19 protein-coding genes are annotated in these 26,390 nt (G+C 50.0%); 16 read left to right on the forward strand and 3 right to left on the reverse strand.

Features of this window, described 5'->3' with window-relative positions; translation table 11 throughout:
* The first annotated feature begins 180 nt into the window (after positions 1-180).
* From DWZ44_RS00665 to DWZ44_RS00715, 11 genes are all read left to right on the forward strand, one after another.
* Positions 181-981, forward strand: a complete 801-nt coding sequence (locus tag DWZ44_RS00665; RefSeq protein WP_055218178.1) for a PHP-associated domain-containing protein — start codon at positions 181-183, stop codon at positions 979-981.
* A gap of 93 nt (positions 982-1,074) precedes the next feature.
* Complete coding sequence (locus DWZ44_RS00670; protein WP_022463295.1) at positions 1,075-2,247, forward strand: metallophosphoesterase; 1,173 nt, start codon at positions 1,075-1,077, stop codon at positions 2,245-2,247.
* Positions 2,248-2,634: 387 nt separating this feature from the next.
* Positions 2,635-3,969: an aspartate--tRNA(Asn) ligase gene (aspS, locus tag DWZ44_RS00675; protein WP_330411317.1), complete on the forward strand. Its 1,335-nt coding sequence runs from the start codon at positions 2,635-2,637 to the stop codon at positions 3,967-3,969.
* A 323-nt stretch (positions 3,970-4,292) separates the two neighbouring features.
* A complete protein-coding gene (locus DWZ44_RS00680; protein ID WP_117800885.1) occupies positions 4,293-4,751 on the forward strand; it encodes a hypothetical protein in 459 nt (152 codons plus the stop codon).
* A 230-nt stretch (positions 4,752-4,981) separates the two neighbouring features.
* The gene (locus DWZ44_RS00685; RefSeq protein ID WP_055226489.1) at positions 4,982-6,439 is read left to right on the forward strand and encodes a radical SAM protein; all 1,458 of its coding nucleotides are present in this window, start codon (positions 4,982-4,984) and stop codon (positions 6,437-6,439) included.
* Between the two features lie 185 nt (positions 6,440-6,624).
* The gene (locus tag DWZ44_RS00690; RefSeq protein WP_117804033.1) at positions 6,625-7,536 is read left to right on the forward strand and encodes an AAA family ATPase; all 912 of its coding nucleotides are present in this window, start codon (positions 6,625-6,627) and stop codon (positions 7,534-7,536) included.
* An 11-nt stretch (positions 7,537-7,547) separates the two neighbouring features.
* Positions 7,548-9,335, forward strand: a complete 1,788-nt coding sequence (locus DWZ44_RS00695; protein WP_055218171.1) for a cobaltochelatase CobT-related protein — start codon at positions 7,548-7,550, stop codon at positions 9,333-9,335.
* 236 nt (positions 9,336-9,571) lie between these two features.
* Positions 9,572-10,033, forward strand: a complete 462-nt coding sequence (locus DWZ44_RS00700) for a MarR family winged helix-turn-helix transcriptional regulator (RefSeq protein WP_243002015.1) — start codon at positions 9,572-9,574, stop codon at positions 10,031-10,033.
* Positions 10,027-11,775, forward strand: a complete 1,749-nt coding sequence (locus DWZ44_RS00705) for an ABC transporter ATP-binding protein (protein ID WP_117804034.1) — start codon at positions 10,027-10,029, stop codon at positions 11,773-11,775. The genes DWZ44_RS00700 and DWZ44_RS00705 overlap by 7 nt, the downstream gene beginning before the upstream one ends.
* Positions 11,776-11,778: 3 nt before the next feature.
* A complete protein-coding gene (locus DWZ44_RS00710) occupies positions 11,779-13,704 on the forward strand; it encodes an ABC transporter ATP-binding protein (RefSeq protein WP_117509074.1) in 1,926 nt (641 codons plus the stop codon).
* Positions 13,705-13,944: 240 nt separating this feature from the next.
* Positions 13,945-15,255, forward strand: a complete 1,311-nt coding sequence (locus tag DWZ44_RS00715) for a M18 family aminopeptidase (protein WP_117804035.1) — start codon at positions 13,945-13,947, stop codon at positions 15,253-15,255.
* Between the two features lie 94 nt (positions 15,256-15,349).
* On the opposite strand, the gene DWZ44_RS00720 is transcribed toward DWZ44_RS00715, so the two are convergent.
* From DWZ44_RS00720 to DWZ44_RS00730, 3 genes are all read right to left on the reverse strand, one after another.
* On the reverse strand, positions 15,350-18,940 hold the full coding sequence (locus tag DWZ44_RS00720) for an ABC transporter ATP-binding protein/permease (protein ID WP_117804036.1): 3,591 nt from the start codon (positions 18,938-18,940) through the stop codon (positions 15,350-15,352).
* Between the two features lie 189 nt (positions 18,941-19,129).
* Positions 19,130-19,453, reverse strand: coding sequence for a helix-turn-helix domain-containing protein (locus DWZ44_RS00725; protein ID WP_117800904.1), 324 nt, complete (start codon positions 19,451-19,453; stop codon positions 19,130-19,132).
* 218 nt (positions 19,454-19,671) lie between these two features.
* Positions 19,672-20,040 (reverse strand): DUF1292 domain-containing protein, encoded by a 369-nt coding sequence (locus DWZ44_RS00730; RefSeq protein WP_117509071.1) that lies wholly within the window; start codon positions 20,038-20,040, stop codon positions 19,672-19,674.
* A 278-nt stretch (positions 20,041-20,318) separates the two neighbouring features.
* On the opposite strand from DWZ44_RS00730, the gene DWZ44_RS00735 reads away from it, so the two are divergent.
* From DWZ44_RS00735 to DWZ44_RS00755, 5 genes are all read left to right on the forward strand, one after another.
* Positions 20,319-21,383, forward strand: a complete 1,065-nt coding sequence (locus DWZ44_RS00735) for a branched-chain amino acid aminotransferase (RefSeq protein ID WP_117509070.1) — start codon at positions 20,319-20,321, stop codon at positions 21,381-21,383.
* Positions 21,384-21,497: 114 nt separating this feature from the next.
* Complete coding sequence (locus DWZ44_RS00740) at positions 21,498-22,958, forward strand: aminotransferase class I/II-fold pyridoxal phosphate-dependent enzyme (protein WP_158565808.1); 1,461 nt, start codon at positions 21,498-21,500, stop codon at positions 22,956-22,958.
* 81 nt (positions 22,959-23,039) lie between these two features.
* Positions 23,040-23,795, forward strand: a complete 756-nt coding sequence (locus DWZ44_RS00745; RefSeq protein WP_117509068.1) for an exodeoxyribonuclease III — start codon at positions 23,040-23,042, stop codon at positions 23,793-23,795.
* 96 nt (positions 23,796-23,891) lie between these two features.
* Positions 23,892-25,787 (forward strand): alpha-amylase family glycosyl hydrolase, encoded by a 1,896-nt coding sequence (locus DWZ44_RS00750; protein WP_117804038.1) that lies wholly within the window; start codon positions 23,892-23,894, stop codon positions 25,785-25,787.
* Positions 25,765-26,382 (forward strand): DUF5662 family protein, encoded by a 618-nt coding sequence (locus DWZ44_RS00755; RefSeq protein WP_226906316.1) that lies wholly within the window; start codon positions 25,765-25,767, stop codon positions 26,380-26,382. Before DWZ44_RS00750 ends, DWZ44_RS00755 begins: the two co-directional genes overlap by 23 nt.
* Positions 26,383-26,390: the final 8 nt, after the last annotated feature.

Here is a 26,390-nt window from a genome sequence, read left to right on the forward strand (position 1 = left end):
ACCAGATCTTCAGAAGAAATTTCTTTTTCTTTTGTGGAAAAAGTGGTAAAATAAAGTTAGATGGTACAAACTATCGATTCTGCCGCGCCAAAAACGCGGCGGAACCATCCGAAACGATTCCAGAAAAATAGGAAAAACGAAATGGTTTTCGAACATGGAAGATAAAAGGAGGCGTTTTGCATGAAATTTGATATGCACTGCCACACAAAAGAGGGTTCGATGGATGGAAAAGTCATGATTGAGGAGTACATCCGAACACTGAAACGAAAAGGATTTGGAGGAATGTTGGTATCCGACCACGATTCCTATGACGGATACCGCGAGTGGAAGAATGCCATCAAGGGAAGAGCACACCAGGATTTTGTGGTATTAAAAGGTGTTGAGTACGATACGTGCGACTGCGGCCACATTCTTGTGATTATGCCGTTCGGCGTAAAATTAAAAATTCTGGAGCTGCGCGGTCTGCCGGGATCGATCCTTGTCAAGATCGTCCATGCGTACGGCGGAATTTTAGGACCGGCGCATCCGTACGGCGAAAAATTTATGAGCATGATCAGCACGAATGAACGGAAGAAAAAGTATCAGCAGCGGATTGCCCAGCTTCTCCCGCAGTTCGATTTTGTTGAAATTTTCAATGCGTGTGAGAGCGCGGAGACGAACGCAAAAGCGAAACGGCTGGCGGAGAAATTCAATAAGCCCGGCTTTGGCGGAAGCGATGCGCACCGGCTGGACTGCATCGGAAAAGCGTATACCGAGCTGCCGGATACTATCAGAAGTGAGGATGATCTGATCGCCTACGTAAAAACGTGCCCGCAGATCGAATGCGGCGGCGAACATTACAACGGAACGACGAAAGACCGGATCGGCCGCCTGAACATGGTGCTTGTGGATTCGTTCTATTTCTACAACAAACTTGCAAATGGCTGGCGTTGGCGGAAGCGGAGACGTGAGCTGTTTGATATCATAGAGAAAAAACTCTGATGAATGCCTGGCAAAAAAGCGTGCCGGAAACGTTTCGTTCGGCACGCTTTTTCCTGCCCTGTATTTGAATCGAAAAAGAGAGGAAACATACGTATGCTTGCAATATTTCTTGCGCCGGTCTACATACTGGCAAATGTATTTACCGCCTACTGGCTGCTGCGGTGGATGAAGGAGGTGCATCCTTTGTTCCGCCATCCGGCCGTGCTGGGTGTCATTTTGGTGCTGTATGCATTTTTTGCACTTTCCCTGCTGACGAGCTTTCTGATCAAAAGAGATCCCGTTCACCGGATTTTAAAGGTCATCAGCAACTGCTGGCTTGGCATGTATCTGTATTTTCTTGGCTTCACCGCGATTCTGGTGCTGCTGCGCTTCATTTTTGCGCATACGGCACTGACGAAAACTTGGCTGTATTCTCCGATGGGATTGAAAGCGGTCGGCCTTGGCGCGATCCTTTTTGTGACGGGAATGTGCATCTACGGAATGGTGCATGCAGTCCATATTTACACGACACGATATGAGGTTCCATCGAAAAAGGATGCACATCTGAAAATTGCTCTCGTCGCAGATCTTCATCTGGGGTACAGCATCGGCAGTCATCAGATGGAAGAGATGGTGGAAAAAATTAATGCTGAGGAGCCGGATGTCGTTGTGATTGCCGGGGATATTTTTGATAATGAGTACGATGCCATCTATGAGCCGGACCGCGTGGCGGATCTTCTGGCGGGCTTAAAGAGCCGGTACGGCACGTACGCCTGCTACGGCAACCACGATCTCGATGAGAAGATTCTCGCGGGCTTTACGTTTGAGACGAAGGAGGAGCGCATCGCCGACCGCCGGTTCGGTGAGTTTCTGGACCGCGCGAAGATTCATCTGCTGGAGGATGATGTGGTCTGTATCGATGATGCCTTTTATCTGGCGGGCCGAAAAGATCCCGACCGGATCCGCAAAACGCAGGAGACACGCGACACGCCGTCCGAACTGCTTACCGGACTGGACCAGTCGCTTCCAGTTTTTGTGATTGACCACCAGCCGTCGGAGCTGACCGAGCTGGCAGAGGCAGGCGCAGACCTTGATCTTGGCGGCCATACGCACGACGGACAGCTCTTCCCAGGCAATATCCTTACCGGCCTGATGTGGGAGAATGCCTGCGGGATGAAGAAAGTCGGAGACATGTACAGCATCGTCACATCCGGCGTGGGTCTCTGGGGACCGCCGATGCGGATCGGGACGAAAGCGGAAGTGGTGATCATCGATTACGGAAAATAAGGGTTGACAAAACCGGAACGCAGAATTATAATACAACAAAACTACGAAACAGAGGTTATCAACGATGAACGAGATGCACAGCGTACAGATGCACAGGGACGACGATTGATAGCGCTTGTATCAAAGTGAAGACTACTATACTTCACAGGTACAGGCGCTGATTGTGTTGTACCTGTGTGGAAGATAAGGCAAAGGGAAACCACACCGGGAGAAAAAGAAATACCCCGTGTGGTTTTTCTTTGCCATTTTTTATCCATGCGGGAATGACTTGAAATTTACATCAGAGAAGGGTTGTGATCGTATGGGACATACAGATTATGTCCATATGGATTTTCTGCTGATTTTGCGGCGATAAAGAAAAATCAGAACAGAAAGGCAGAAAAGACTATGAAGACAGAAATGAATACCGTAAAAGTAAGAAAAACAGAGGAACTCGAAGCAGAGCAGTTAGGAGCACACATCGGCGAAATCGTGCGGCTGCATGGAAGCATTTACAAAATCCGAAAAATGAGCTCATTTGCATTTGTGCTGCTTCGGACGAAACGGCAGATGGTACAGTGCGTGTACGAGCCGGCGTATGCCCGGTTTGCATTGGAGGAATTAAAAGAAGAGGCGTGTGTCCGGTTTACCGCGGAGGTGATCCGTGAAGAGCGTTCCAGAAGCGGGTATGACCTGCATCTGTTAGACGTGGAAATCCTCTCCGAGCCGGAAGAAGTACCGCCGGTTGTCATCAACCAGAAGCGGGTCAACACTTCCATCGAGAACCTGCTGGACTACCGGCCTATCACGCTGCGAAATGAAAAAGAGCGCGCGGTTTTCCAGATTCAGGCCAGGATCTGTCAGGCGTTCCGCGAATTTCTGGATGGACAGCACTTCACCGAAATCCACACACCGAAGCTCGTAGCAGCGGGAGCCGAGGGCGGAGCTAATATCTTCTCCCTGTCGTATTTCGGCGAAGAGGCATATCTGGCGCAGAGCCCGCAGTTTTACAAGCAGATGATGGTCGGCGTCTTCGAGCGTGTCTACGAGATCGCACCGGTCTTCCGGGCGGAGAAGCACGACACGGCGCGTCATCTGAACGAATATACAAGCGTGGACTTTGAGATGGGCTATATCGAGAATTTTGAGGACATCATGGCGATGGAGCAGGAAATGCTGCGGTACACATTTGGACGGCTGCAGGAGACATGCGGAGCGGAGCTTTCGCTTTTAAAAGCAGAGGTGCCGGTGATCACGGAGATTCCGAGAATCCGTTTTTCCGAGGCGAAAGAGCTGGTGAGCCGCGTATACAAAAGAGCCTTTTCGGAGAAACTGGACTTTGAACCGGAGGAGGAAAAACTGCTGTGCGAATACGTGAAGAAAACGACAGGCAGTGACTTCGTATTTGTGACACATTATCCAAGCGCCAAGCGCCCGTTCTACGCGATGGACAGCAGAGAAAATCCGGCAGAGACGGAAAGCTTTGACCTTCTGTTCCGCGGCCTTGAAGTGACGACCGGCGGCCAGCGCATCCACAATTACCGGGAGCAGGTGGAAAAGCTCGAAAGCCGCGGCATGCATGTTGAAGCGTTTGAGAGCTATCTAATGATGCACCGCTGCGGCATGCCCCCGCACGGCGGCCTCGGTCTTGGGCTGGAGCGGTTTACGGCACGGCTTCTCGGATTTGAAAATGTGCGGAACGCATCCCTGTTTCCAAGAGACATTCACCGTCTGATTCCGTAAACCAGAAGAGTGTAAAAAACTCCGGCGAAGCCGTGGCGCAGATCCACGGGCTTAGCCGGAGTTTCATAAGATTTCCCTCCCTTTTGAAAGATAGCGTAACCGTTTGGATATTTCTGTTATACATCAGGGGAGTGAAAATGACAAATTGTTTATTGCAGACAGGATTGCTGTATAAAAGTCAGAATTTTTGCAGAAATGAGCCTTGTAAAGCGTCCGAAAATAGGCTATACTAAACAAGGTTTGGCTGCCGGCAGAATCTGGCAGTATCGGCAAATATTGGAAAAAAGAAAGACGGGAGTTTCCCGGTTTGAGGATAGGAAAATATGAAATTATATGACATTTCCGGAGAGCAGTTTTCCGCAATGGACGCGCCGCGTCATCTGATGACGGAGGAAGGAACGGCGCAGACGACGCTCGACCGGTCACTTGGCATCTGTCAGGTGGCGGAGCTTGAGGGAAAAGTGACAAGAGAAGTGCTCGAGGAGGTCATGGAAGAAGACTGTGAACGTCTCCTGATCCGCGGCGATGCGCAGATTACACGCGATGGGGCAGATTACCTGGCAGAGAAAAAACTGGTGCTGCTCGGTGTGGAGCAGGAAACCGTCGGAAATGAGACATCAGGGAATGATGTTCATCAGCAGTTACTGAAAAAAGGCACGGTGATTGTTGAAAATCTGAATCTGGAGAAAGTGACCTCTGGTCATTATTTTCTCGTGGCTGCGCCGATCCAAAAGAAACACCAATACGGCGGCCCGATCCGTGCGGTTCTGATCGAAAATTAGGAAATGCCCTGTGTGAATCCGAAAATGCAATGTGAAACATAACAGAAAGAGAAAAACAGGAAAAAGTGTTCCCTCGTGGGACACTTTTTTTGATATGTCCAAAACGAGGAAATTTTGGGTTGTATTTTCCAAATATGGAGAATATAATGGGAAAAAGCCAGGATGTGGTATTCAAAACCAGATCAATTCCGGGCGAAAATATTAAACTATTACAAAGGAGATCGTGAACAATGGATGCAAAAATGAAAGTAGAAAGAGCCGCTGCAGGCGCTGCGATCGATGGTGTTTTAAAATATGTGAACCACGGAGATGACAGAACAAAAGCACTGCTGAATCTGACGGATTTTGTACAGAAATTTACCGGAAATATGTTTGCGGAGAAAACGTTCGACAATATCCGCACCATGCTGCAGAATCCGGACAACAAATGGGTACAGTATGTCAACCGCGGACTGGACGAGCTGGATCCGCAGGTGATCAAAATGACCGCTTTAAACCTGGGATTCCAGGCAGCTTTCGTCGGAACGAAACAGATCCGTATGAACCGTGAAAAATACAACTGCAACATTCCATGGACGATGCTGATGGACCCGACAAGTGCCTGTAACCTGCACTGCACCGGATGCTGGGCAGCAGAATACGGCCACAAGCTGAATCTTTCCTATGAGAAACTTTCTGATATCATAAGCCAGGGAAAAGAGCTGGGAACCTACTTCTACATGTTCACCGGCGGCGAACCGCTTGTGCGCAAAAAAGACATCCTGCGTCTGGCAGAAGAGCATCATGACTGTGAATTCCACTGCTTCACCAATGGAACCCTGATCGACGAGGAGTTCTGTGAGGCGGTTCAGAAGCTCGGCAATATCTCCTTCTCCCTGTCTCTGGAAGGCTTCGAGGAGGTCAACGACGGACGCCGCGGCGAGGGTATTTTTGATAAAGTTCTGGCAGCCATGGATCTGATGAAAAAACACGGTCTGCTTTTTGGTACTTCCATCTGCTACACAAGAGCAAACCTCGAGACCGTTACAAGTGACGAGTTCCTGGATCTTTTGATCGAGCACGGATGCCGTTACAGCTGGTATTTCCACTTCATGCCGGTTGGCATGGACGCTGCACCGGAGCTGATGCCGACGGTTGAGCAGAGAAAATATATCTATCACAGACTGCGTGAGATCCGTTCCGATAAGAGCGACAAACAGATCTTTGTTATGGACTTCCAGAACGACGGTGAGTTCGTCGGAGGCTGTATCGCAGGAGGAAGAAACTACTGCCATATCAATGCAAACGGCGATGTGGAGCCGTGTGTTTTCATCCATTACTCCGGCGCCAACATCAACGAAGTTTCCCTGATCGAAGCACTGCAGCAGCCGCTGTTCCAGGCATACCGCGATGGACAGCCGTTCAACCGCAACCACCTGCGTCCATGTCCGATGCTCGAAAATCCGGAACTGCTGCGTGAGATGGTAGAGAAGACCGGCGCGAAGTCAACCGACCTGCAGTCTCCGGAGAGCGCAGAGCATCTGTGCGGAAAATGTGATCTGTATGCTGCTGAGTGGAAAAAAGCCGCAGACGAGCTGTGGGCAGAGAATCCGCATCACAAACAGAGATATGAGAACTATAAGAAAGAGAACCTGGACGAGGAGGCAAAAGCTTCCACAGAGGAGATTCTTTCCGGAATCCGCGGATAATGCGATCGATGAATCGAAGATAAAATAGAAGCAAGACACCGGAAAATGGGACGAAAACCTGTTTTCCGGTGTCTTTTTGTGCGGGCAGTGAGCCAAAGTCCGGTCTTGCAGAAAGTGACCGGATCCCGTATACTATAGAGAAGCAAAGCGATATTTTAACGACAGAGAGGATTAAAAAATAGAAGATGAACGATTCATTTTTACAGAAACAGGGCGTAAGCGGGGCGTTAATTGAGAGTGTGCAGAAATTCCGCGAGAGCTATCCGGTGGCGGAGGGCTTAGAGAACCGCATGAGCACGCCGGAAATCCCGTTTTTCGGAAAAGAGATTCTGGAGATGGCAATTGCCGCGCTGCTGCAGGGCGAAAATCTGCTGCTGACCGGCGAGAAGGCAACGGGAAAAAACGTGCTGGCAGAGACACTGGCGTATGTTTTCGGAAGACCGACGTACAACGTTTCCTTCCATGTAAACACAGGAAGCGCCGAGCTGATCGGAACCGATACGTTCCAGAACCAGGAGGTCACACTCCGGAAGGGCAGCATTTACCGTTGTGCCGAGGAAGGCGGCTTTGGTATTCTCGATGAGATCAACATGGCGAAAAACGATGCGGTCAGTGTTCTTCACGCCGCGCTCGACTACCGCCGCATCATCGATGTGCCGGGCTACGATAAAATTCCGCTTCACCCGGCGGCGCGGATGATCGGAACGATGAATTACGGCTATGCGGGAACGAGGGAGCTGAATGAAGCGCTGGTGTCCCGCTTTCTGGTGATTGACATGCCGCCGCTTACAGAAGAGACACTGTTTTATCTGATGCAGTCAAAATTCCCGGATCTGAAACCGGCGGCACGCGAAGCGCTGGCCGGCCTTTACCTCGATCTGCAGAAAAAGGCAAAACAGGCGGAAATCACCACGCGCGCGCTCGACCTCCGCGGCCTGTTCGGAGCGATCGGCACGATGCGCCAGGGGCTGTCCCCGTATCTTGCGGTGCAGATCGGCATTGTCAATAAATGCTTTGACCTGTTTGAAAAAGAGATCGTGCGGGATGTCGTGCGCACGCGGATTCCGGAAGAGTGGACGCCGCAGGATGTTTTTTAGAGGAAATACGTATGGTGACAGAGGAAACATTAAAAACGCATGAGATGGAGCTGGAAAGCCGGATCCGCAATCTCGTCTGGACTGTCAGCGGCGACTATACGCTGAAGCTGAACCCGGACGTGGAGCGGTATGCGAAAGAGCCGGATACGGTGCTGTACGATACGATCCGCCAGGGTGCCTTTTCGTGTTACTTTGATCGGGAAGCCTACAGCCTGTATCTGGTGAAGAAGGTTTACAGCGGCGCAGCGGAGGGAGAACTGATGATGCTCGCCCAGCTGGTGACGGAGGAGGCCGTATCGAAGCGGCTCGAAAGCGAGCGCCCCGGTGTCAAGGGCTTTCGAAGGAGAGCAGCGGAGGAAATACTGGACCACTCTTTTGAAACTCTATCCAGAAATGAGACAGGCCGCCTGAAACTGGAGTATCTGCGCGGAAGAAGAGAAGAGGACGAGGGGAAAAGCCCTTCATACTCGGGAAAAACGCGGGAGTGGATGGAGCTGCTGAAGCACGCATCCGAAACAGCGGATACAATGGAACTGATTCGGGTGACGGACGAGCTGTACAATAAGGTCGTCGATCCCGCATTTGTGAAAAAGCACGGTGATCTTGCCTCGGTTCTTGCGGTAACGATCGAGGAGCTCACCGAGTATTCCTGGAAGGATTTCCTTTCGGAGGAACTGTACGAGGACGGGCTCGAGACATATCTGGAGCGAGTTTCGCTTGATATGACAAATTTCACATCAAAAGAGGCGGAAGAGAAGAAAGAAAAAACAGCGGGAAGCGATACCAAAAAGGTCGTTGTCGTCGATGAGAAAGCGCTGGCACGGATGTATCAGTACATTCAGCGCAATTACGGAAAAACGTGGCTCTCGGAGAGTGAGGAGAAAAGCCGGAATTACCAGCTCTGCCGCGGCATCCACAGCGACTGCAGCCTCTATTACACGGAGGGTGTGCTGAAAAATCCGGTCGGAAAGTATTATCAGCTCTCCTACGCGCAGAAGCAGAAGGATAAAAATCTTCATGCCTATTACGACCAGCACCGCGCGGTGCGGCAGAACATTTCGCTGCTGTATCAGGAACTGAAAAAAGCGATGCTGCTGCAGGAGGATCAGTCGTTTGCGGATGCAGACCACGGAATTTTACAGCCCGCGCGGATGTGGAAGGTGGGACGGAGCCAGAATGCGGATCTGTTCCGGCTGGAGCAGCGGCGGAATTCGCTGGATTTTGTCGTGGATATTCTTGTGGATGCGAGCGGTTCCCAGCGGCCGCGCCAGGAGAATGTGACACTGCAGACGTACATTCTGGCGGAGACCTTAAGCCGCCTGCACATCCCGTTCCGCGTGATGAGCTTCTGTACGTTCTGGGATTACACGATCCTGCACCGGATGCGCGATTACGACGATCCGCGGGAGAAGAACAGCAATATTTTTGAGTATATCACATCCTCAAACAACCGCGATGGGCTTGCTGTCAAGGCGGCGGGGATGGATCTTTTAAAACGCCAGGAGGACCGGAAGCTGCTGATTCTCTTAAGCGACGGAAAGCCGTACGATGTGCTGGTGAACCGGCCGAATGCGAGAAATCCAAAGCCGTACCGGGATGACTATGCGCTGCATGACACGGCAACTGAGGTGCGGCGCCTCAGGCAGCAGGGTGTCTCGGTGCTTGGGGTCTTTGTAGGCGAGGAGACGGAGCTTATGGCGGAGCAGAAGATTTTCGGCAAGGATTTCGCATATGCGCGCGACATCCGCAACTTTTCCCATATGGTGGGAAGCTATTTAAGAAGAAAAATCGAAGAATAAATGAGCGGAATGCTCCGGGCGGAAAGTGAAAAACTTTTATCCGGAGCATTTTTTTCAAATTTTTTACGCAAACAGGTTGACATTTCTCACAAAACCTTCTAGAATGTTCCATAGCGAACTGTTTAATATGAAACAGTCATCTATAGAACAGTTGCTTATAGAACAGTCCTTGTTCAAACAGTTTTATAACGAACAGATGGGGACGGCAGCAAAGGGGAAAGGAGGAAAAAAGCAGCGTGTGTTGTAAAAAAAGAAAAATCGGCCACGAACTGCGGACGCTGGACAATATGATGTCACGGAACCTGATGGCAGCCGCCAGAGAGCGGGGGGTCGATGAACTGACCGCCATGCACGGATGGATTTTAGGGTATCTGTGCCGGAACGAAGACAAAGATATTTTCCAGAAGGATATCGAGGCGGAGTTTAAGATCTGCCGGTCCACCGTGACGAATATTTTAAAGCTCATGGAGAAAAAGGGCTACATCCGACGGGAGTCCGTTCCCTATGACGCGCGTCTGAAGAAACTGGTGCTGACCGATACCGGAAGAGAGCTTCACGAGAAGACGAAAGATATGATCGATATTCTGGAAGAACAGACGGTTGCGGGAATTTCAAAAGAAGATCTTGAGACTTTCTATCGTGTCATCGACCAGCTCAAAAGCAATGTAAAAAATATGTTAGGAGAGACATCATGTTAAAAACACTTGGAGCACAGGTAAAAGAGTTTAAAAAAGCCTCCATTGCCACTCCGCTTTTCATGATTCTGGAAGTTATCATGGAGATGATCATTCCTCTTATGATGGCATCCATTATCGATGATGGTGTAGAAAAAGGCGATCTCCATCACATCTACGTGGTGGGAGCGTTCATGGTGGCAGCAGCAGCCATCGGTCTGTTTGCAGGTATCATGGGCGGAAAATATGGAGCAAAAGCGTCTGCCGGATTTGCAAGAAATCTGCGTCAGGCCATGTTTGAAAACATTCAGGAATATTCATTTTCGAATATCGACAAATTCAGCACCGCAGGTCTTGTCACCCGCCTGACGACAGACGTCACCAACCTGCAGAATGCCTATCAGATGATTCTTCGTATGTGCATGCGTGCACCGGCGAGTATGATCATTGCAATGATTATGTCGTTTTACATCAATGCACGCCTTGCGAGCATTTATCTGGTGGCCGTTATTCTTCTTGGAACGTGTCTGTTTCTGATCATGCGGTCTGCAACCAAATATTTCGAGCAGGCATTTCCAAAATATGATGAATTAAATGCGAGTGTGCAGGAAAACGTATCCGCAATCCGTGTGGTAAAAGCGTATGTGCGCGAAGATTATGAGACAGGAAAATTTCACAAAGCGTCCGAAAATATTTATAAAATTTTCTGTAAAGCAGAAGAAAATCTTTCCTTTAATGCACCGCTGATGCAGCTGACCGTGTACAGCTGTATTCTTCTGATCAGCTGGCTCGGCGCCAAAATGATTGTCGGAAGCAGTCTTTCGACCGGAGAACTGATGAGCCTTCTGACCTATTGCATGAACATTCTGATGAGCCTTATGATGCTTTCCATGGTATTCGTTATGATCACAATGAGCCTTGCAAGTGCGCGCCGTATTTCAGAAGTCCTGAATGAGAAGAGTGATCTCGATAATCCGGAGAATCCGGACTTTTCGATTCCGGATGGAAGCATTACCTTCGATCATGTCTATTTCAACTACAAAAAAGGAGCCGGCGAGCCGGTTCTTTCGGATATCAATCTTTCCATCCAATCGGGTGAGACAATCGGTATTATCGGTGGAACCGGAAGTGCGAAAACAAGTCTTGTCAACCTGATCAGCCGTCTGTATGATGTAACAGATGGCTCCATCAAAGTCGGCGGAAAGGATGTCCGTTCCTACGATATGGAAACTCTGCGAAATGAAGTAGCCGTTGTTCTGCAGAAAAATGTGCTGTTTTCCGGTACTATTCTCGACAACCTCCGATGGGGTGATAAAAATGCTTCGGAAGAAGAGTGCAAGCGTGTCTGCCGTCTTGCCTGCGCCGATGAATTTATCGACCGGATGCCGGATGGCTACAACACCTACATAGAGCAGGGCGGATCGAACGTATCCGGCGGTCAGAAACAGCGTCTCTGTATCGCAAGAGCACTGCTGAAAAAACCAAAGGTGCTGATTCTGGATGACAGTACAAGTGCTGTCGATACCGCAACCGACGCGAAAATCCGGAAGGCATTCCTGACCGAGATCCCTGAAACGACAAAGCTGATCATTGCACAGCGTATTTCCAGTGTGCAGGACGCAGACCGCATCATTGTCATGGAGAACGGAAAAGTAAATGGTTTTGGAAGCCATGAGGAATTACTGAAAACCAATGAAATTTACCGCGAAGTATATGAGTCTCAGACCGGTGGCGACGGAGACTTTGACGAAAAGAGAGGTGAGTAAGGAATGGCAGAGAGAGTACAGCAGGTAAAGGGGCCGGGAGCAAGACCTCCAAGAGGGGTGAAACCGCAGGTCAAGAATCCGATGAAGATCTTTACCAGAATTATGAAATATGTATTAAAGGATTATACGGTACACTGCATCGCTGTTGTCATTGCGATTTTTGTCAACGTCCTGGCAAATGTACAGGGAACGATGTTTATGAAAACGCTGATTGACGGCTATATCACGCCGATGCTGACCCAGCCGGATCCGGATTTTGGCCCGCTGCTCCACGCAATTTTGCGGGTGGCCGGATTTTACGGAATCGGTATTGTGGCTGCGTTCGTTCAGAACCGTACCATGATTTATGTATCCCAGGGAACCCTGCGGAATCTGAGAAATGATCTGTTCGGCAATATGGAAAAGCTGCCGATTAAATATTTTGATACCCATGCGCACGGCGACATCATGTCGATTTATACAAATGATATTGATACCCTGCGTCAGATGATCAGTCAGAGTATCCCGCAGATCATCAACAGTGCAATCACGATTGTCAGTGTCTTTGTCAGTATGCTGATTCTGAACATCCCGCTGACGATTACAACGCTGGTTATGGTATCTATCATGCTGGGAGTGACAAAAAAGGTGGCCGGATTTTCCGGAAATTTCTTTGTAAAACAGCAGAGGGATCTTGGTAAAGTCAACGGCTTTATCGAAGAGATGATGGATGGCCAGAAGGTTGTCAAGGTATTCTGTCATGAAGAGGAGAATATCGAAAAATTCAAAGAAATTAATAACAATCTGTATGAGAGTGCTTACAATGCCAATGCGTTTGCAAATGTTATCGGACCGATCAATGCACAGCTTGGAAATATGAGCTATGTTGTCTGTGCAATTGTCGGCGGTGCACTTGCCCTTGGCAGCGTCGGTGGCTTTACGCTCGGTGGTCTAGCAAGCTTTCTGACCTTCAACAAGAGTTTTAACATGCCGATCAACCAGGTCAGCCAGCAGCTGAACGCAATTGTTATGGCACTTGCAGGAGCGGAACGTATTTTCCGACTGATGGATGAAGAGCCGGAGCTGGACGAGGGGTATGTAACGCTTGTCAATGCGAAGGAAGAAAACGGAAAACTCACCGAGACGAAAGAGCGTACCGGAAAATGGGCATGGAAGCATACGCACCAGGCAGATGGATCTGTGGATTACCGCGAGCTGCAGGGCCGTGTGGTATTCGAACATGTTGATTTCGGCTACAACCCGGATAAAATTGTTTTGCACGATGTATCGCTGTTTGCAGAGCCGGGTCAGAAGATCGCGTTTGTCGGTTCTACCGGAGCCGGAAAGACAACCATTACCAATCTGATCAACCGCTTCTATGATATTCAGAAAGGTAAGATCCGTTACGATGAGATCAACATTGGAAAGATCAAAAAAGATGACCTGAGAAGATCGCTTGGCATTGTTTTGCAGGATACACATCTGTTTACGGGAACGGTAAGAGAAAATATTGCCTTCGGAAAGCTCGATGCGACGGAGGATGAGGTTGTAGCAGCAGCAAAACTGGCGAATGCGCACGGATTCATTATGCGTCTGCCGCAGGGCTATGACACAATGCTGACCGGAGACGGTGCGAATCTGTCCCAGGGTCAGCGGCAGCTTCTTGCGATCGCGCGTGCAGCCATTGCAGATCCGCCGGTACTGATTCTCGATGAGGCGACAAGCTCCATCGATACCCGTACCGAGCGCATTGTTCAGGATGGTATGGATAAGCTGATGAGCGGAAGAACAACCTTTGTTATCGCACATCGTCTGTCTACCGTACGAAACGCCGATTGTATCATGGTTCTTGAGCAGGGACAAATTATTGAACGCGGTACCCATGATCAGCTGATGGAACAGAAAGGAAAATATTACCAGCTGTATACCGGAAATCAGGTTTCCGCATAGCAGAAAAAACGGAAAAAGTAAGTCCCGCACGACAGAAAATAAAAATCTGTCTGTGCGGGATTTTTTTGCGAAGCAGCGGCTGGTTTTATGTGCGAGTAGCGAAGCGGATTGCGAATATCCGCTTCGAAATGATGATTGCGAGTGATACAGTAAGTTCCCACAGGTTTTTGGGTCTTGAAAAAGACAGCGGGATTTTATAAAATAGAAGAAGCGTTTGAATATATGCAAAGGAGAAAAACTATGGAATACCTGAATACAGCGCAGGAGCTGCTCGATTTTATCATGCGGTGCAAAAGCCCGTTTCATGTGGTAAAAGAAGCCGGCGATCTGCTGAACGAAAATGGATATACAAAACTGGAGGAGACAAAAGAATGGAGTCTCGTTCCGGGCGGAAAATATTATGTGACGAGAAATGAATCCTCGGTGATTGCGTTCCAGATCCCTGAGAGCGCATTTTCCAGCTACCAGATCATCGCAAGCCACAGCGACTGTCCGACGTTTAAAGTAAAGGGAGAGGATCCATTCGTGACGGATGGTCATTACACCCGCCTGAACGTGGAGGGCTACGGCGGAATGATCCGTTCCCCATGGTTTGACCGTCCGCTTTCCCTGGCGGGCCGCATGGTGGTACGTGACGGAAACAGCGTGAAATCCGTGCTGGTTGATGCCGGACGAGATCTGGTGACGATCCCGAATCTGCCGATTCATCTGAATCGTGACATCAACAACGGAATCAAATACAGTGTGCAGACCGACATGCTCCCGATTCTCGGTGATGAGACAGCGAAAGATCATTTTTACGAGCTGTTTCTGCCGGATACCGCAAAAGAGGATATTCTCTCCATGGAGCTTTATCTGTATAACCGAGTGGAAGGATCCATCTGGGGTGCCGGCAGGGAGTTTTTATCCAGTGGGCGTCTGGATGACCTGCAGAGCGCGTTTGGCTCCTTAAAGGGCTTTCTTGTTGCAAAGGCAACAGGCCAGGTCAATGTCTGCGCAATCTTTGACAATGAGGAGGTAGGAAGCCTCACAAAGCAGGGTGCGGATTCTTCGTTCCTGACAGAGACACTGCAGCATATCAATGCAGCCTGTGGAAAAGACACGATTGCATATCACAGAGATCTTGCGGGAAGCTTCCTTGTTTCTGCTGACAATGCACATGCCTTCCACCCGGCGCATGCGGAGAAATACGATCCGAAGAGCCGCGTCTACATGAACGGCGGCGTTGTCATCAAACAGAGTGCAAACCAGAAATACACGACCGATGCTGTTTCGGAAGCCGTAACAAAGATGATTTGCGAGAAGGCAGGCGTACCGTGCCAGGTATTCGCAAACCACGCCGACATTCCGGGCGGAAGCACGCTCGGTGCAATTCTGAACTCTCTTGTCTCGGTAACAAGCGTGGATATCGGAATGGCTCAGCTTGCGATGCATTCCCCGTATGAGACGGCAGGCGCCAAAGATACTGCTTATCTGGTGCAGTTCGCAAAGACCTTCTATGAGACGACACTGGTGCGGACAGAGCATGGATTTTCTCTGGAAGAAAAATAAAAGTTTAAGATAGAAAAAAGCGGCCGGCGGGACTTTTGAAAAGCCTCTGCCGGCCGCTTTTTGTGTACTTGCAAAGTGTGTTTTAAGGATCAGATTATTCTGTCCGGAGTGCCGTAACCGGATCGCTTTTTGCCGCTTTCTTCGACGGAATCAGACCGCCGATCAAGGTCAGAACGACGCTGAGTGCAATCAGAACAAGCGCAGGGACGAGCGGAAGAGAAGCACTGACCTTCGTCGTATCCGCCAGATGGTGGATCAGAAGGTTGCCCGGAATCATCAGAAGCAGCGAGAGCCCGATGCCGATCAGTCCTGCACAGAGTCCGATGATGAAGGTTTCGGCATTGAAGACCTGCGAAATATTGCGTTTCGAAGCACCGATCGCGCGCAGGATACCGATCTCTTTCTTACGTTCCAGAACACTGATATAGGTGATGACGCCGATCATAATCGAGGAAACCACGAGGGAAATGCCGACAAAAGCGATCAGCACGTAGCTGATGATGTTGACGATATCCGTGACGGAGGACATCAGAGTGCCGACCACATCGGTGTACGAGATTACCTGCTCGTTTTTGTCTTCTTTTTCCATCGTGTCATTGTAACCGTCGAGGATGGAGACAACGTGTTCCTTGCTCTCAAAGTTTTTCGGGTAAATGCTGATCGAAGAAGGTTCGTCAAAATCAGCGTAGCCCAGTTTCTGCAGATTGCCCTCATAGGTGGAAGAGCCGGAAGAACTAAGAGAAGCGAAGAGCTCCTTCATATCATCCTCAGTCATATTCATCTGGAAGGCACTTGCAAAGGCATCGGTGTCAATCTTCATGGCATCGCCCATCGAATCCTGCAGAGAATTACCGACCTGCGTCATGGCGCGCTCCATCTCGGACTGAATTGCAGAGGCCATCTGCGTCATCATCTGTTCCATCGCGGAAGTGATCTGTGTCTGCAGAACCGAGGCGACAGAAGCGGAGTAGCTTCCCATAACGCCTGCCATGTAGTTTGTGAGCGCAGAAGAAACCTGGGACTGCAGTCCGTTGAGATCGACGATTTTTGTGATACCGCTGTTCAGCCGCTGCTGGCCGTCCGCCGTGTTCAGATAGGCGATAAAGTGCTGGCCCATCTCCGTCGGATCCGGCAGGCCGTTCTCCTTCACGTAAGCGAGATAACCGTTGGAAAGCTCCGTCGCAAGCGCAGTGAGCTGGTCGGATGTAATTTCGATATTGCCGTTGTTCTGCATCACCTCGGAAATCCAGTCGTTGATGATCTGAACAGCTTCTTCGGTCTGCAGATACTCCGCAAGATAAGCATCAAACTGTTCCGGATCGGTGTAGCCCATCTTGATCAGGTATGCCTGATACCCTTTGAAGATCCGCTGAATGAGTTCCTGGATCTGTTCCTGTGTAATGGAAACACCGCCGCCTGCAATGATGGTCTGGATGTGGCGCCGCAGGATTTCCTGTGCTTCCGTGGAATTGATGTAGGAGACGAAATCCTCCTGTAAATGGGAATAATCCGCCTCCGGGTGCTCCGAGGCGTAGCCCTGATAGCCCTCCATGAGGCTGGAAACCAGTTCCTGCATGCCGTCTTCGCTGACATTGAGAGTAAGTCCGGATAAAATCTGGCCAAGATCAAGCTGCGGCAGTCCGTCGAAATTAAGAGAGATCTGACTGAGGTCAATCGCACCCGCGAGATCCATGCTGCTTCCGGCGTCCGCAAAGGCGCTGGAAAAATCAAGGTTCATGGAATCACCGGAAAAAGCACCGGAGAGTGCGGAATCGTCGAACTGGAAAGCGTTCTGCAGCTTGTCCTCATCGACAGTGATAAAGGAATCCATATCAAGACCGCTGTTCTGATCCACGGTGCCGAATTCCTGATTCGTAAAGACATCGATGGAGGAGTCCGCCATCTGCTGTTTCACAATCTCGGATTTCTTTGCTTCCTCCACAACGTGGCGGGTCAGCGATGCCGGGTAATTGATGCCGGCGGTCAGGGCAGAGGCGGCAGAGTCAGGGGACGGCTGGACAATACCGGTGATTGTGAGCTTTTCGCCGTTGGCAACGAGCTTTTTCATATAGTCTTCGTTGTCGCTTTTATCTTTCCAGACCTGATACTGACTGTCGTATTCGTAGCAGTCGGCGCTGTTCACAAGACGGAACGTGGTGCCGAGGATATCATCGTAGGAATACGTGCCGATGGAGGAAGGGGTCTCGACGGTTTCTTCATTTAAAAACTGGCGGACCATCTCATCCAGCTCGAGTGCATCGCGGAGCCCCAGGGTGTAGAGCAGAAAATCACTCATTCCGCCGTCGGAAGTGAGGACAAGCACACATTCGTTATAGTTTTCCGGCCAGTGTCCGGCTTTTAAGTCGTACTGGTTCTCGTACAGGGAAGCGGTGTCCGGCATCTCGTAAAAGACGTTGGTGCTCATCATGGATGACATGATGCTGTTGGAGTTTGCGCCAAGGCCGAGCGAGTGGAATGACTGGTCCGGGTGCACCTGGCGGATGGAATCGCCGTCTTCGCGGTAGATCTGCGGCGTGACGGAGTAGGAATATTCGATGGCATTTGTGTAGTCGGAAATGCCGTCCGCACCGCCGTCAAGGTACTTTTTCAGGGAAGCGAGATCGTTGGAGTTCATGGTGGAGAACATGTTGGTCACGACTTCCTGGACTTTGATTTCATTCTTTTTGCCGGAATCTTTTGAGTCTTTGCCGGCATTCTGTGAGCCGACCATCATCGAAGTGAGGTCAAAGCCGGTGCTCTGGATCTGAAGCGGATATTCGGAGAGAGTTTCCTCTTCCATATTCTGAATATACTCGTTGACACCAGAGGAGAGTGCCAGAATCAGTGCAATGCCGATGATGCCGATTGAGCCGGCAAACGAGGTGAGCAAGGTCCGCGCTTTCTTGGTGCGCAGGTTATTAAAACTTAAGGAGAGCGCCGTCAGAAAGGACATCGACGATTTGCCCATGTTTTTGTGTTTGGGAGGAAGCAGGGTTTCGGAATCCGGCTCAAACGGGTTCGTGTCGGAGCAGATCACACCGTCGCGCAGGGTGACGATCCGGTTGGCGTAAAGCTCGGCGAGCTCCGGATTGTGTGTGACCATGACGACAAGGCGTTCTTTGGCAACTTCCTGCAGCAGGTCCATGACCTGAATACTGGTGTCGGAATCGAGCGCGCCGGTCGGCTCATCGGCAAGCAGAATTTCCGGGTCATTGACAAGAGCGCGGGCGATGGCGACACGCTGCATCTGACCGCCGGACATCTGGCTCGGCCGCTTGTGGAGCTGTTTTCCAAGACCGACCTTTTCAAGTGCCGCGATTGCTTTTTTGCGCCGCACCTCTTTGGAAACACCGGAAATGGTAAGCGCCAGCTCTACGTTTGCAAGGACGGTCTGGTGCGGGATCAGGTTGTAGCTCTGGAAGACAAAGCCGATCGTGTGGTTCCGGTAGGAATCCCAGTCGCGGTCCTTATACTTTTTCGTGGAAATGCCGTTGATGATCAGATCGCCGCTGTCGTAGCGGTCGAGGCCGCCGATGATATTCAGAAGCGTCGTCTTTCCGGAACCGCTCGGCCCTAAAATAGCGACAAACTCGTTGTCGCGCAAATTTAAGGACACATCGTCGAGCGCTTTCTGTACCAGCGTCCCGGTCCGGTATTCTTTTTTGATATGCTGAATCTGTAGCATGAAAGGGTAACTCCTTCTGTGATTAATATGTGAACAGTTGTCCTTTATTCTACAACGAAATACGGGAAAAGTCCCGGGCTTTAGAAAAATTTAAGAAAAGTTTATCGACAGAAAAAAAGTTCCGCCTCTGTTTCGGAAAAACAAAAAACGGAACTTTCTTTATCTGTGATACTTATGATGCCGGAAAAGTCAGACTTCCATCAGAAGACCTTTCATATAAGCCTTTAAGATTTTCTTTTTTTCCAGCGAAAGATTATTGTAAAGCGTAATGATTTCCTGCTGTCCTTCGGTAAGCTGCAGGGCATCCGGCTCGTCGAGAAAGAAATCGGCAAGTGTGATGCCGAAAGCGTCGCAGAGCTTCTGCAGGGTAGGGATGGTTGGAATATTGGTGCGGTTTACCATATTATTTAAGGTAGAATAGGGAATGTCCGCCTCTTTTGCAAGACGGTAATAAGTCCAGGAGCGCTCGCGGCATAAATCCTGAATGTGCTGTATCACATCTTTATCTCTCATAAAAAGATACCTCGTATTCCTATGTAATGTAGCGGCATGAAAATTGCTACTCACATATATTATACGTCTGTAAAAGAATAGAAACAGATCTTAAAGAGAGATGCAGAAAAGCTGTACAAATAAGAAATAATGGGAATTTGAGAGAAAAAGAGAGAAAAACCCGGCAGGAAAATAAGGTTTCCCGCCGGGTTCTGCAATCGTTTCAAAGTCTGTGATTCTTACTCTTCGGTGGAATTTTCTTCCATCTCGTTGAACTGCTCGGTATCCATCAGCTCGTCGAATGCGTCTGCTGCAATTTCGTACTCTTCATCGGAATCGATGTTGTCGAGGTTCGGCTGGCCGTTTTCTTCGTAGTAACGATACAGATAAACTTCGCCGTCTTCGTTCTCGCCGTTTTCATCGAGCGGCAGAAGAGCGATGTACTCTTTCTGGTTCGGAGCCGGGAAAATGGTCAGTACGGCACATTTTACTTCGGTATCGTCGTCCAGTGTCAGGGTAACAGTCGGCTGATCCAGATCCTGGCAGTCGCTGCCGCAGTCTGCGCAGTCTCCGCTGCAGGATGCGCTGTTGAATAATTCTTCACTCATTTGTATTACCTTCCTTTTTCGTGTTCAAGTCTTATCAGGTTCTTGACTGACATTCTAACAGATAATAAAAAAAAACACAATGGCTGTGCCGGGAAAGCAGAAAAAATGCGGCTGATACAGGAAAATACGGAAAAGATACAATAAATAAGAACGAAAAAATGAAAAATTAGTCGTATTTTCTATTGACTGTTTTCGGGTACAGTTTTATACTATCACTATTGAATCTAAATATACAGGCAGCTGAACAAACTTATCCTCAACTGCCGGGGAGGCAAAAAATGGATATCAGATTTGAAAAAAGAGAACATTTACAGGAAAAACCGGATCAGAAAAATCTTGGATTCGGAAAACACTTTACAGACTATATGTTTGTCATGGACTGGGACAAAGAGCAGGGATGGCATGATGCAGCAATCGTACCGTACGGCGGAATCCCGATGGATCCTGCAACCATGGTACTTCACTATGCACAGGAAACGTTCGAGGGACTGAAAGCCTACAGAACAGCAGAAGGAAAGATCCAGCTGTTCCGTCCGGAAATGAACGCACGCCGTATGATTAAATCCAACGAGAGACTCTGCATGCCGGGCGTACCGGAGGAGATGTTTGTAGAGGCTGTCAAAGCACTGGTTAAAGCACAGGAAGACTGGGTACCGTCTGAGCCAGGTACATCTCTTTACATCCGTCCGTTCATGTTCGCTACTGAGGCAAGCCTTGGCGTACATATGGCAAAATCCTACAAATTCGTTATCATCACCACTCCGGTTGGAGCATACTATGCAGAGGGCATCAACCCGGTTAAGATCCTGGTTGAGGATGAATATGTTCGTGCAGTCAAAGGTGGCACAGGATTTACAAAATGCGGCGGTAACTATGCAAGTTCCATCGCAGGCCAGGTAAAAGCAGAGAAGATGGGATGCACCCAGGTTCTGTGGCTGGACGGCGTACATCGTAAATATGTAGAGGAAGTTGGAACCATGAACATCATGTTCAAGATTGCCGGCGAAATCTACACCGCACCGCTGGAAGGAACCGTACTTCCGGGCGTAACCCGTGATTCCCTGATCCATATCTTAAGAGACTGGGGATATAAAGTAAACGAAACACATCTGTCGGTTGACGATCTGATGAAAGCAGGTCATGACGGCACACTGGAAGAAGCATTTGGTACTGGTACAGCAGCAGTTGTATCTCCGGTTGGTGAATTTGTATACAAGGACGATTCTGTTGTTGTAAATGACTTCAAGATCGGTGAGCTGACCCAGAAACTGTACGATACCCTGACCGGTATCCAGTGGGGTAAACTGGAAGATAAATATGGCTGGACTACTCCGGTAGAATAAACCATATAAAACAGAAAAATGCAGATAAGGGGGTCCTTCCCGCACAGCGGTGCGGGGAGGATTCTTTCGCTTCAGAAAAAGATTCAGAAATCGTTTGAAAGGAAACAAAGCAGAATGGATCAGAATCGAATGCCTCTTGTGGAGGCGTTACAACAGTTCCGGGAGGAAGCACCGGCCTATTTCCGTATTCCGGGACACCGGTTTGAGCGCGGGCTGGATGAGACGTTAAACGGAGCGTCGCTTGCGGCGTATGACCTCTCGGAGGCAGAAGGGCTTGACGATCTGCATCACGCGGAGGGCGTGATTGCAGAGGCGCAGAAACTGGCGGCGGAAACGTGGAAGGCAAAAAAAACTTTTTTTCTTGTCAACGGCACAACATGCGGCAACGAGGCGATGGTGCTTTCGTCTGTGAAAGAGGGCGAAAAAATCATTGTTCCGCGAAACGTGCACAAATCGGTGCTGATGGGCCTGATTTTAAGCGGAGCCACACCGGTTTATGTGATGCCGGAGTACAGCACGAAATGGCAGATGTGGGGCGGCGTAACGCCGGAGACGATCGAAAAAGCCTTCGCGGAAACGCCGGATGCGAAAGCCGTACTTCTGGTCAGCCCGACGTACTACGGTCTTTGCAGTGATCTGCAGGCGATCGCAGAAATCTGTCACTGCCACAACGCAGCGCTTCTTGTCGATGAAGCACATGGATCGCACCTCTATTTTTCCGAACAGCTTCCTCTCGGCGCACTGGAAAGTGGTGCGGATGCCTGCGCGCAGAGTATCCACAAAACGGCGGGTTCCTTTACACAGAGCTCCTTCTTATCACTCGGTTCTGGCCGTCTCGATGAGGCAAGAGTGGCCGCCAATCTGCAGATGGTACAGAGTACATCGCCGTCCTACCTTCTGATGGTATCCCTCGATGCGGCGCGGCGCGGGATGGCGCTGCACGGAAAAGAGCGAATGGAACGCGCGCTGGAACTCGGCCAGAGGGCGCGGCAGGAGCTTGCAAAGATCAAAGGAATCGAAGCTCTTGGGACTGAGATGGAAGGAACGTGCGGCGTATGGAAGATCGACCCGACGCGTCTTGTATTCTCGGCAAGAGAACTTGGTATTTCCGGCTACGATCTGCAGGTGCGTCTGTACGAGGAATACCGCGTCAGTACAGAGCTTGCCGACGAGGAGAACGTGGTCTGCGTTATTACCTGGGCAAACAGCGAGGAAGATATCACACGGCTGATCGATGCGCTGGCAGGAATTTCGGCAGCAGAGAGCGGGAAAACGACGGGGCGGACGAAGTTTACAGAAAAGCAGTGGCTGTTCCGCAGCCTGCCGGAGATGGTAAAGACACCGCGCGAGGCATATTTTGCGGAGAAGGAAGCCGTTCCGTTTGCAGAAGCGGAAGGACGAATTGCAGCCGAGATGGCAGCCCCATATCCGCCGGGAATCCCGCTCATCTGCCCGGGCGAGCGGTACAGCAGAGAAATGTTGGAACTGATGCGCCAGTATAAAGCAGACGGCTGCGAATTTCACGGACCGTCGGATGCGTCGCTGGAAGTGCTGTATGTTCTGAAAGAGGAATAAAAGAAAACGGAAGTCGGTTCCAAGCGTTTTGCAACAGAAACCGCAGAGAACAGACTGTCAGGAAAAGGAGATGAATTGCGTATGAAAAAAATGATATCCTGGAACGTAAATGGACTGAGAGCCTGCATGAAAAAAGGTTTTCAGGAATACTTTGAGGCGGCAGATGCCGATATTTTCTGCCTGCAGGAGACAAAGCTGCAGGAAGGACAGATCGACCTTGAGCTGCCCGGCTATCATCAGTATTGGAATTATGCGGAAAAGAAAGGATATTCCGGCACGGCCCTGTTTACCAAAGAGGAGCCGATTTCTGTTCGCTATGGTATCGGAATCGAAGAACATGATATGGAAGGCCGTGTGATCACGGCAGAGTTTCCGGAATACTTTGTTGTAACCGTCTACACACCGAATTCGCAGGATGAATTAAAACGCCTTGCCTACCGGATGGAGTGGGAGGATGCGTTTCTTTCTTACTTAAAAGGACTGGAGCAGGAAAAACCGGTGATTTTCTGCGGAGATCTGAACGTCGCAGCGACCGAGATGGATATCAAAAATGCAAAGGCAAATGAGAAAAACGCCGGCTTTACGAAAGAGGAGCGCGAAAAATTTGCTGTGATCAAAGAAAAAGGCTTTGTTGATTCCTTCCGTATGCTGTATCCGGACACCGTGACGTATTCCTGGTGGTCATACCGCTTCCAGGCACGCCAGCGGAATGCAGGATGGCGGCTTGATTACTTTATGGTATCAGAGTCCTTAAAAGATGCAGTTGCAGATGCCAAAATCCATACCGAAATTCTCGGTTCCGACCATTGCCCGGTGGAACTGGATTTAGAGGTATAACAATTGGTAACATTGGTCAATTGACAATTTTATTCAAATGATTTACATTAATAGTATGACAATTGCAACAAATTATAAAAAATAAGGGCGGGAATTATGATACAGACAAAAAACAGAGGAAAATATCGAATTTTACCGGGAAATCCGGAGAAAATGGGCGCATCGGCGACGAAAGACGGATACAATTTTGCCGTAGAAGTATCAGATGGAAAAAAAGCAGAGCTTCTGCTGTACCGGAAAGGTCACCAGAAACCGTTTCTTACCGTGCCGCTTCCGGAAGAGGAGCGCACTGGCGTGATCAGTTCCGTGGAAATCACAGGCCTGACGGTAGGAAAGTTTTCGTATGCCTACCGGATGGATGAAGTTTTCTGCTTGGATCCGTATGCGGGAGCAGTAGAAGGAAGAGAAACCTTCGGTGCACCGATGGAAAAAGAAGAGGGCGCCTGCTGCTGCATTCTCCCGGAGTACCCGGTAATGCGCACCACCTCACTGCACCGGCCGTATGAGGAGACGATTCTGTATAAGCTCCATGTGCGCGGCTTCACCAAAGACGGAAGCTCCCGTGTAAAGAACAAGGGAACGTTCCGCGGCGTGATCGAAAAAATTCCATACTTAAAAGAACTCGGTATCAATGCAGTAGAGCTGATGCCGTCCTACGAGTTTTTTGAGTGGACCTCCCTTACGGAGCCGGCCTATGTATATCCGGCGCCGGCGGAAGAGAAGCGCGTGAATTATTGGGGATACGGCACAAAGGCCCTGTATTTTGCTCCGAAAGCTTCGTATGCTGCATCCTCAGATGCCGTCGCAGAGTTCGCAGAGATGGTCGATGCCCTGCATGAGAATGGTATCGAATGCCTGATGGAATTCTGTTTTGCCCCGGGAACGCCTTCTGGTTTTGTCCTGCAGGTTCTGCACCACTGGCAGCTCCGCTATCAGATCGACGGTTTCCATCTGGTCGGCGATGCATCGCTGGCAGAAGAAGCGTCCAAAGATGCACTCCTTCGGAAGACGAAACTGATTTTCCTCGGTTTTGACGGCGCACGGATCTATCAGGGAAAACGCCCGTGGTTCCGGAATTTAGGGGAACACAATCAGGGCTACCAGTACCATATCCGCCGCTTCTTAAAAGGCGATGAGGGCAGCCTTTCCGACTTCACCTATTATCTGAGAAGAAGCCCGGAGACACACGGTGTGATCAATTATCTTGCGGATCACGACGGTTTTACCCTGTATGACAGCGTTTCCTACGAACAGAAACACAATCTGGACAACGGCGAAGACAATATGGATGGTTCCAACGAAAACCTGACCTGGAACTGCGGCGCAGAAGGCGTGACCCGGAAACTGGCTGTGCGCGCGCTGCGTCTCCGCCAGCTGAAAAATGCCGTTCTCATGCTGATGACAAGCCAGGGAACACCGCTGATTTACGGCGGCGATGAATTCGGCAACAGCCAGAAGGGCAACAACAACGCCTGGTGCCAGGACAACAAAACCGGCTGGATCGACTGGAAAGCAGCCGCTCGGAATCCGGAGTTTGCCGCCTTTGTAAAAGCAGCAATCGCCTTCCGAAAGGCGCATCCGGCGCTGCACGGCGAACGCGAGCCGCGCCTCATCGACTACAAATCCTACGGCTGCCCGGATATGTCCTTCCACAGCCAGAGAGCCTGGTTCTCCCAGATGGAAAACACATGCCGTTTTATCGGCGTCATGTACTGCGGAAGCTATTTCCAGGATAAAGACGGCAACAAGGACGACGACCTCTATATTGCCTACAACATGCACTGGAATCCGCATGAGCTGGCACTGCCGTCCCTCCCGGAGCAGAAGGTCTGGTATCTGACGGCCGACACCAACACACCGGAAGTCTTCCTGACAGAAGAAAATCAGAAAAAAGTCAGCGCAAAAACGGTCATCGTGCCGCCGCGCAGTATCATAATTTTAACAGGAAAGCAGGAGAAGAGGCAGAATGATGAAAGCATGGCAGCACTTTAAAACCATTACCACACACAAAATGTGGGTCATGCGGTACTGCTTCAAAATAGGACTGTACTGGCAGGGACTGACCCACGACCTCTCGAAATATTCGCCGACGGAATTTCTGGTCGGCATGAAATACTATCAGGGCGACCGGAGTCCCAATAACGCCGAGCGCGAAGACACCGGCATGTCAAAATCCTGGATGCACCATAAAGGGCGCAACAAACATCATTTTGAATACTGGATTGATTACGGTATCAATTGTGACACCATCATCAAAGGCGTCCCAATGCCGCGCCGTTACGTCGCCGAGATGATTATGGACCGCATCAGCGCGTCCCGCGTCTACCTCGGAGACGCTTATACCGATCAGGCGCCGTACCAGTATCTCAAAAAAGGAATCGGCCACCTCTGGTTCGTCCATCCCGAGACACTCTCGCAGCTCGAATTTCTGCTGCGCATGCTCTCGGAACGCGGCGAAGACGATACCCTCTATTACATCCGCTACCATTTCCTAAAAGGTGACCCCGTCCCGCGAATGCACTGTCCTCAAGAATGCACCGTCTACGAAGAGGCCATCCGCAAGAAAGTGTCCCCGTCCACTCATTAAGGTATTGG

Origin of the sequence: Blautia sp. AF32-4BH, assembly GCF_003460565.1 — a bacterium.
GTDB classification, from domain to species: Bacteria; Bacillota; Clostridia; order Lachnospirales; family Lachnospiraceae; genus Fusicatenibacter; species Fusicatenibacter saccharivorans.

Bases quoted from the DNA above. Each gene is read 5' to 3' on its own strand.
- DWZ44_RS00665 (WP_055218178.1), top strand. From the start codon at position 181: ATGAAATTTGATATGCACTGCCACACAAAAGAGGGTTCGATGGATGGA.
- DWZ44_RS00670 (WP_022463295.1), top strand. From the start codon at position 1,075: ATGCTTGCAATATTTCTTGCGCCGGTCTACATACTGGCAAATGTATTT.
- aspS (WP_330411317.1), top strand. From the start codon at position 2,635: ATGAAGACAGAAATGAATACCGTAAAAGTAAGAAAAACAGAGGAACTC.
- DWZ44_RS00680 (WP_117800885.1), top strand. From the start codon at position 4,293: ATGAAATTATATGACATTTCCGGAGAGCAGTTTTCCGCAATGGACGCG.
- DWZ44_RS00685 (WP_055226489.1), top strand. From the start codon at position 4,982: ATGGATGCAAAAATGAAAGTAGAAAGAGCCGCTGCAGGCGCTGCGATC.
- DWZ44_RS00690 (WP_117804033.1), top strand. From the start codon at position 6,625: ATGAACGATTCATTTTTACAGAAACAGGGCGTAAGCGGGGCGTTAATT.
- DWZ44_RS00695 (WP_055218171.1), top strand. From the start codon at position 7,548: ATGGTGACAGAGGAAACATTAAAAACGCATGAGATGGAGCTGGAAAGC.
- DWZ44_RS00705 (WP_117804034.1), top strand. From the start codon at position 10,027: ATGTTAAAAACACTTGGAGCACAGGTAAAAGAGTTTAAAAAAGCCTCC.
- DWZ44_RS00710 (WP_117509074.1), top strand. From the start codon at position 11,779: ATGGCAGAGAGAGTACAGCAGGTAAAGGGGCCGGGAGCAAGACCTCCA.
- DWZ44_RS00715 (WP_117804035.1), top strand. From the start codon at position 13,945: ATGGAATACCTGAATACAGCGCAGGAGCTGCTCGATTTTATCATGCGG.
- DWZ44_RS00720 (WP_117804036.1), bottom strand. From the start codon at position 18,940: ATGCTACAGATTCAGCATATCAAAAAAGAATACCGGACCGGGACGCTG.
- DWZ44_RS00725 (WP_117800904.1), bottom strand. From the start codon at position 19,453: ATGAGAGATAAAGATGTGATACAGCACATTCAGGATTTATGCCGCGAG.
- DWZ44_RS00730 (WP_117509071.1), bottom strand. From the start codon at position 20,040: ATGAGTGAAGAATTATTCAACAGCGCATCCTGCAGCGGAGACTGCGCA.
- DWZ44_RS00735 (WP_117509070.1), top strand. From the start codon at position 20,319: ATGGATATCAGATTTGAAAAAAGAGAACATTTACAGGAAAAACCGGAT.
- DWZ44_RS00740 (WP_158565808.1), top strand. From the start codon at position 21,498: ATGGATCAGAATCGAATGCCTCTTGTGGAGGCGTTACAACAGTTCCGG.
- DWZ44_RS00745 (WP_117509068.1), top strand. From the start codon at position 23,040: ATGAAAAAAATGATATCCTGGAACGTAAATGGACTGAGAGCCTGCATG.
- DWZ44_RS00750 (WP_117804038.1), top strand. From the start codon at position 23,892: ATGATACAGACAAAAAACAGAGGAAAATATCGAATTTTACCGGGAAAT.
- DWZ44_RS00755 (WP_226906316.1), top strand. From the start codon at position 25,765: ATGAAAGCATGGCAGCACTTTAAAACCATTACCACACACAAAATGTGG.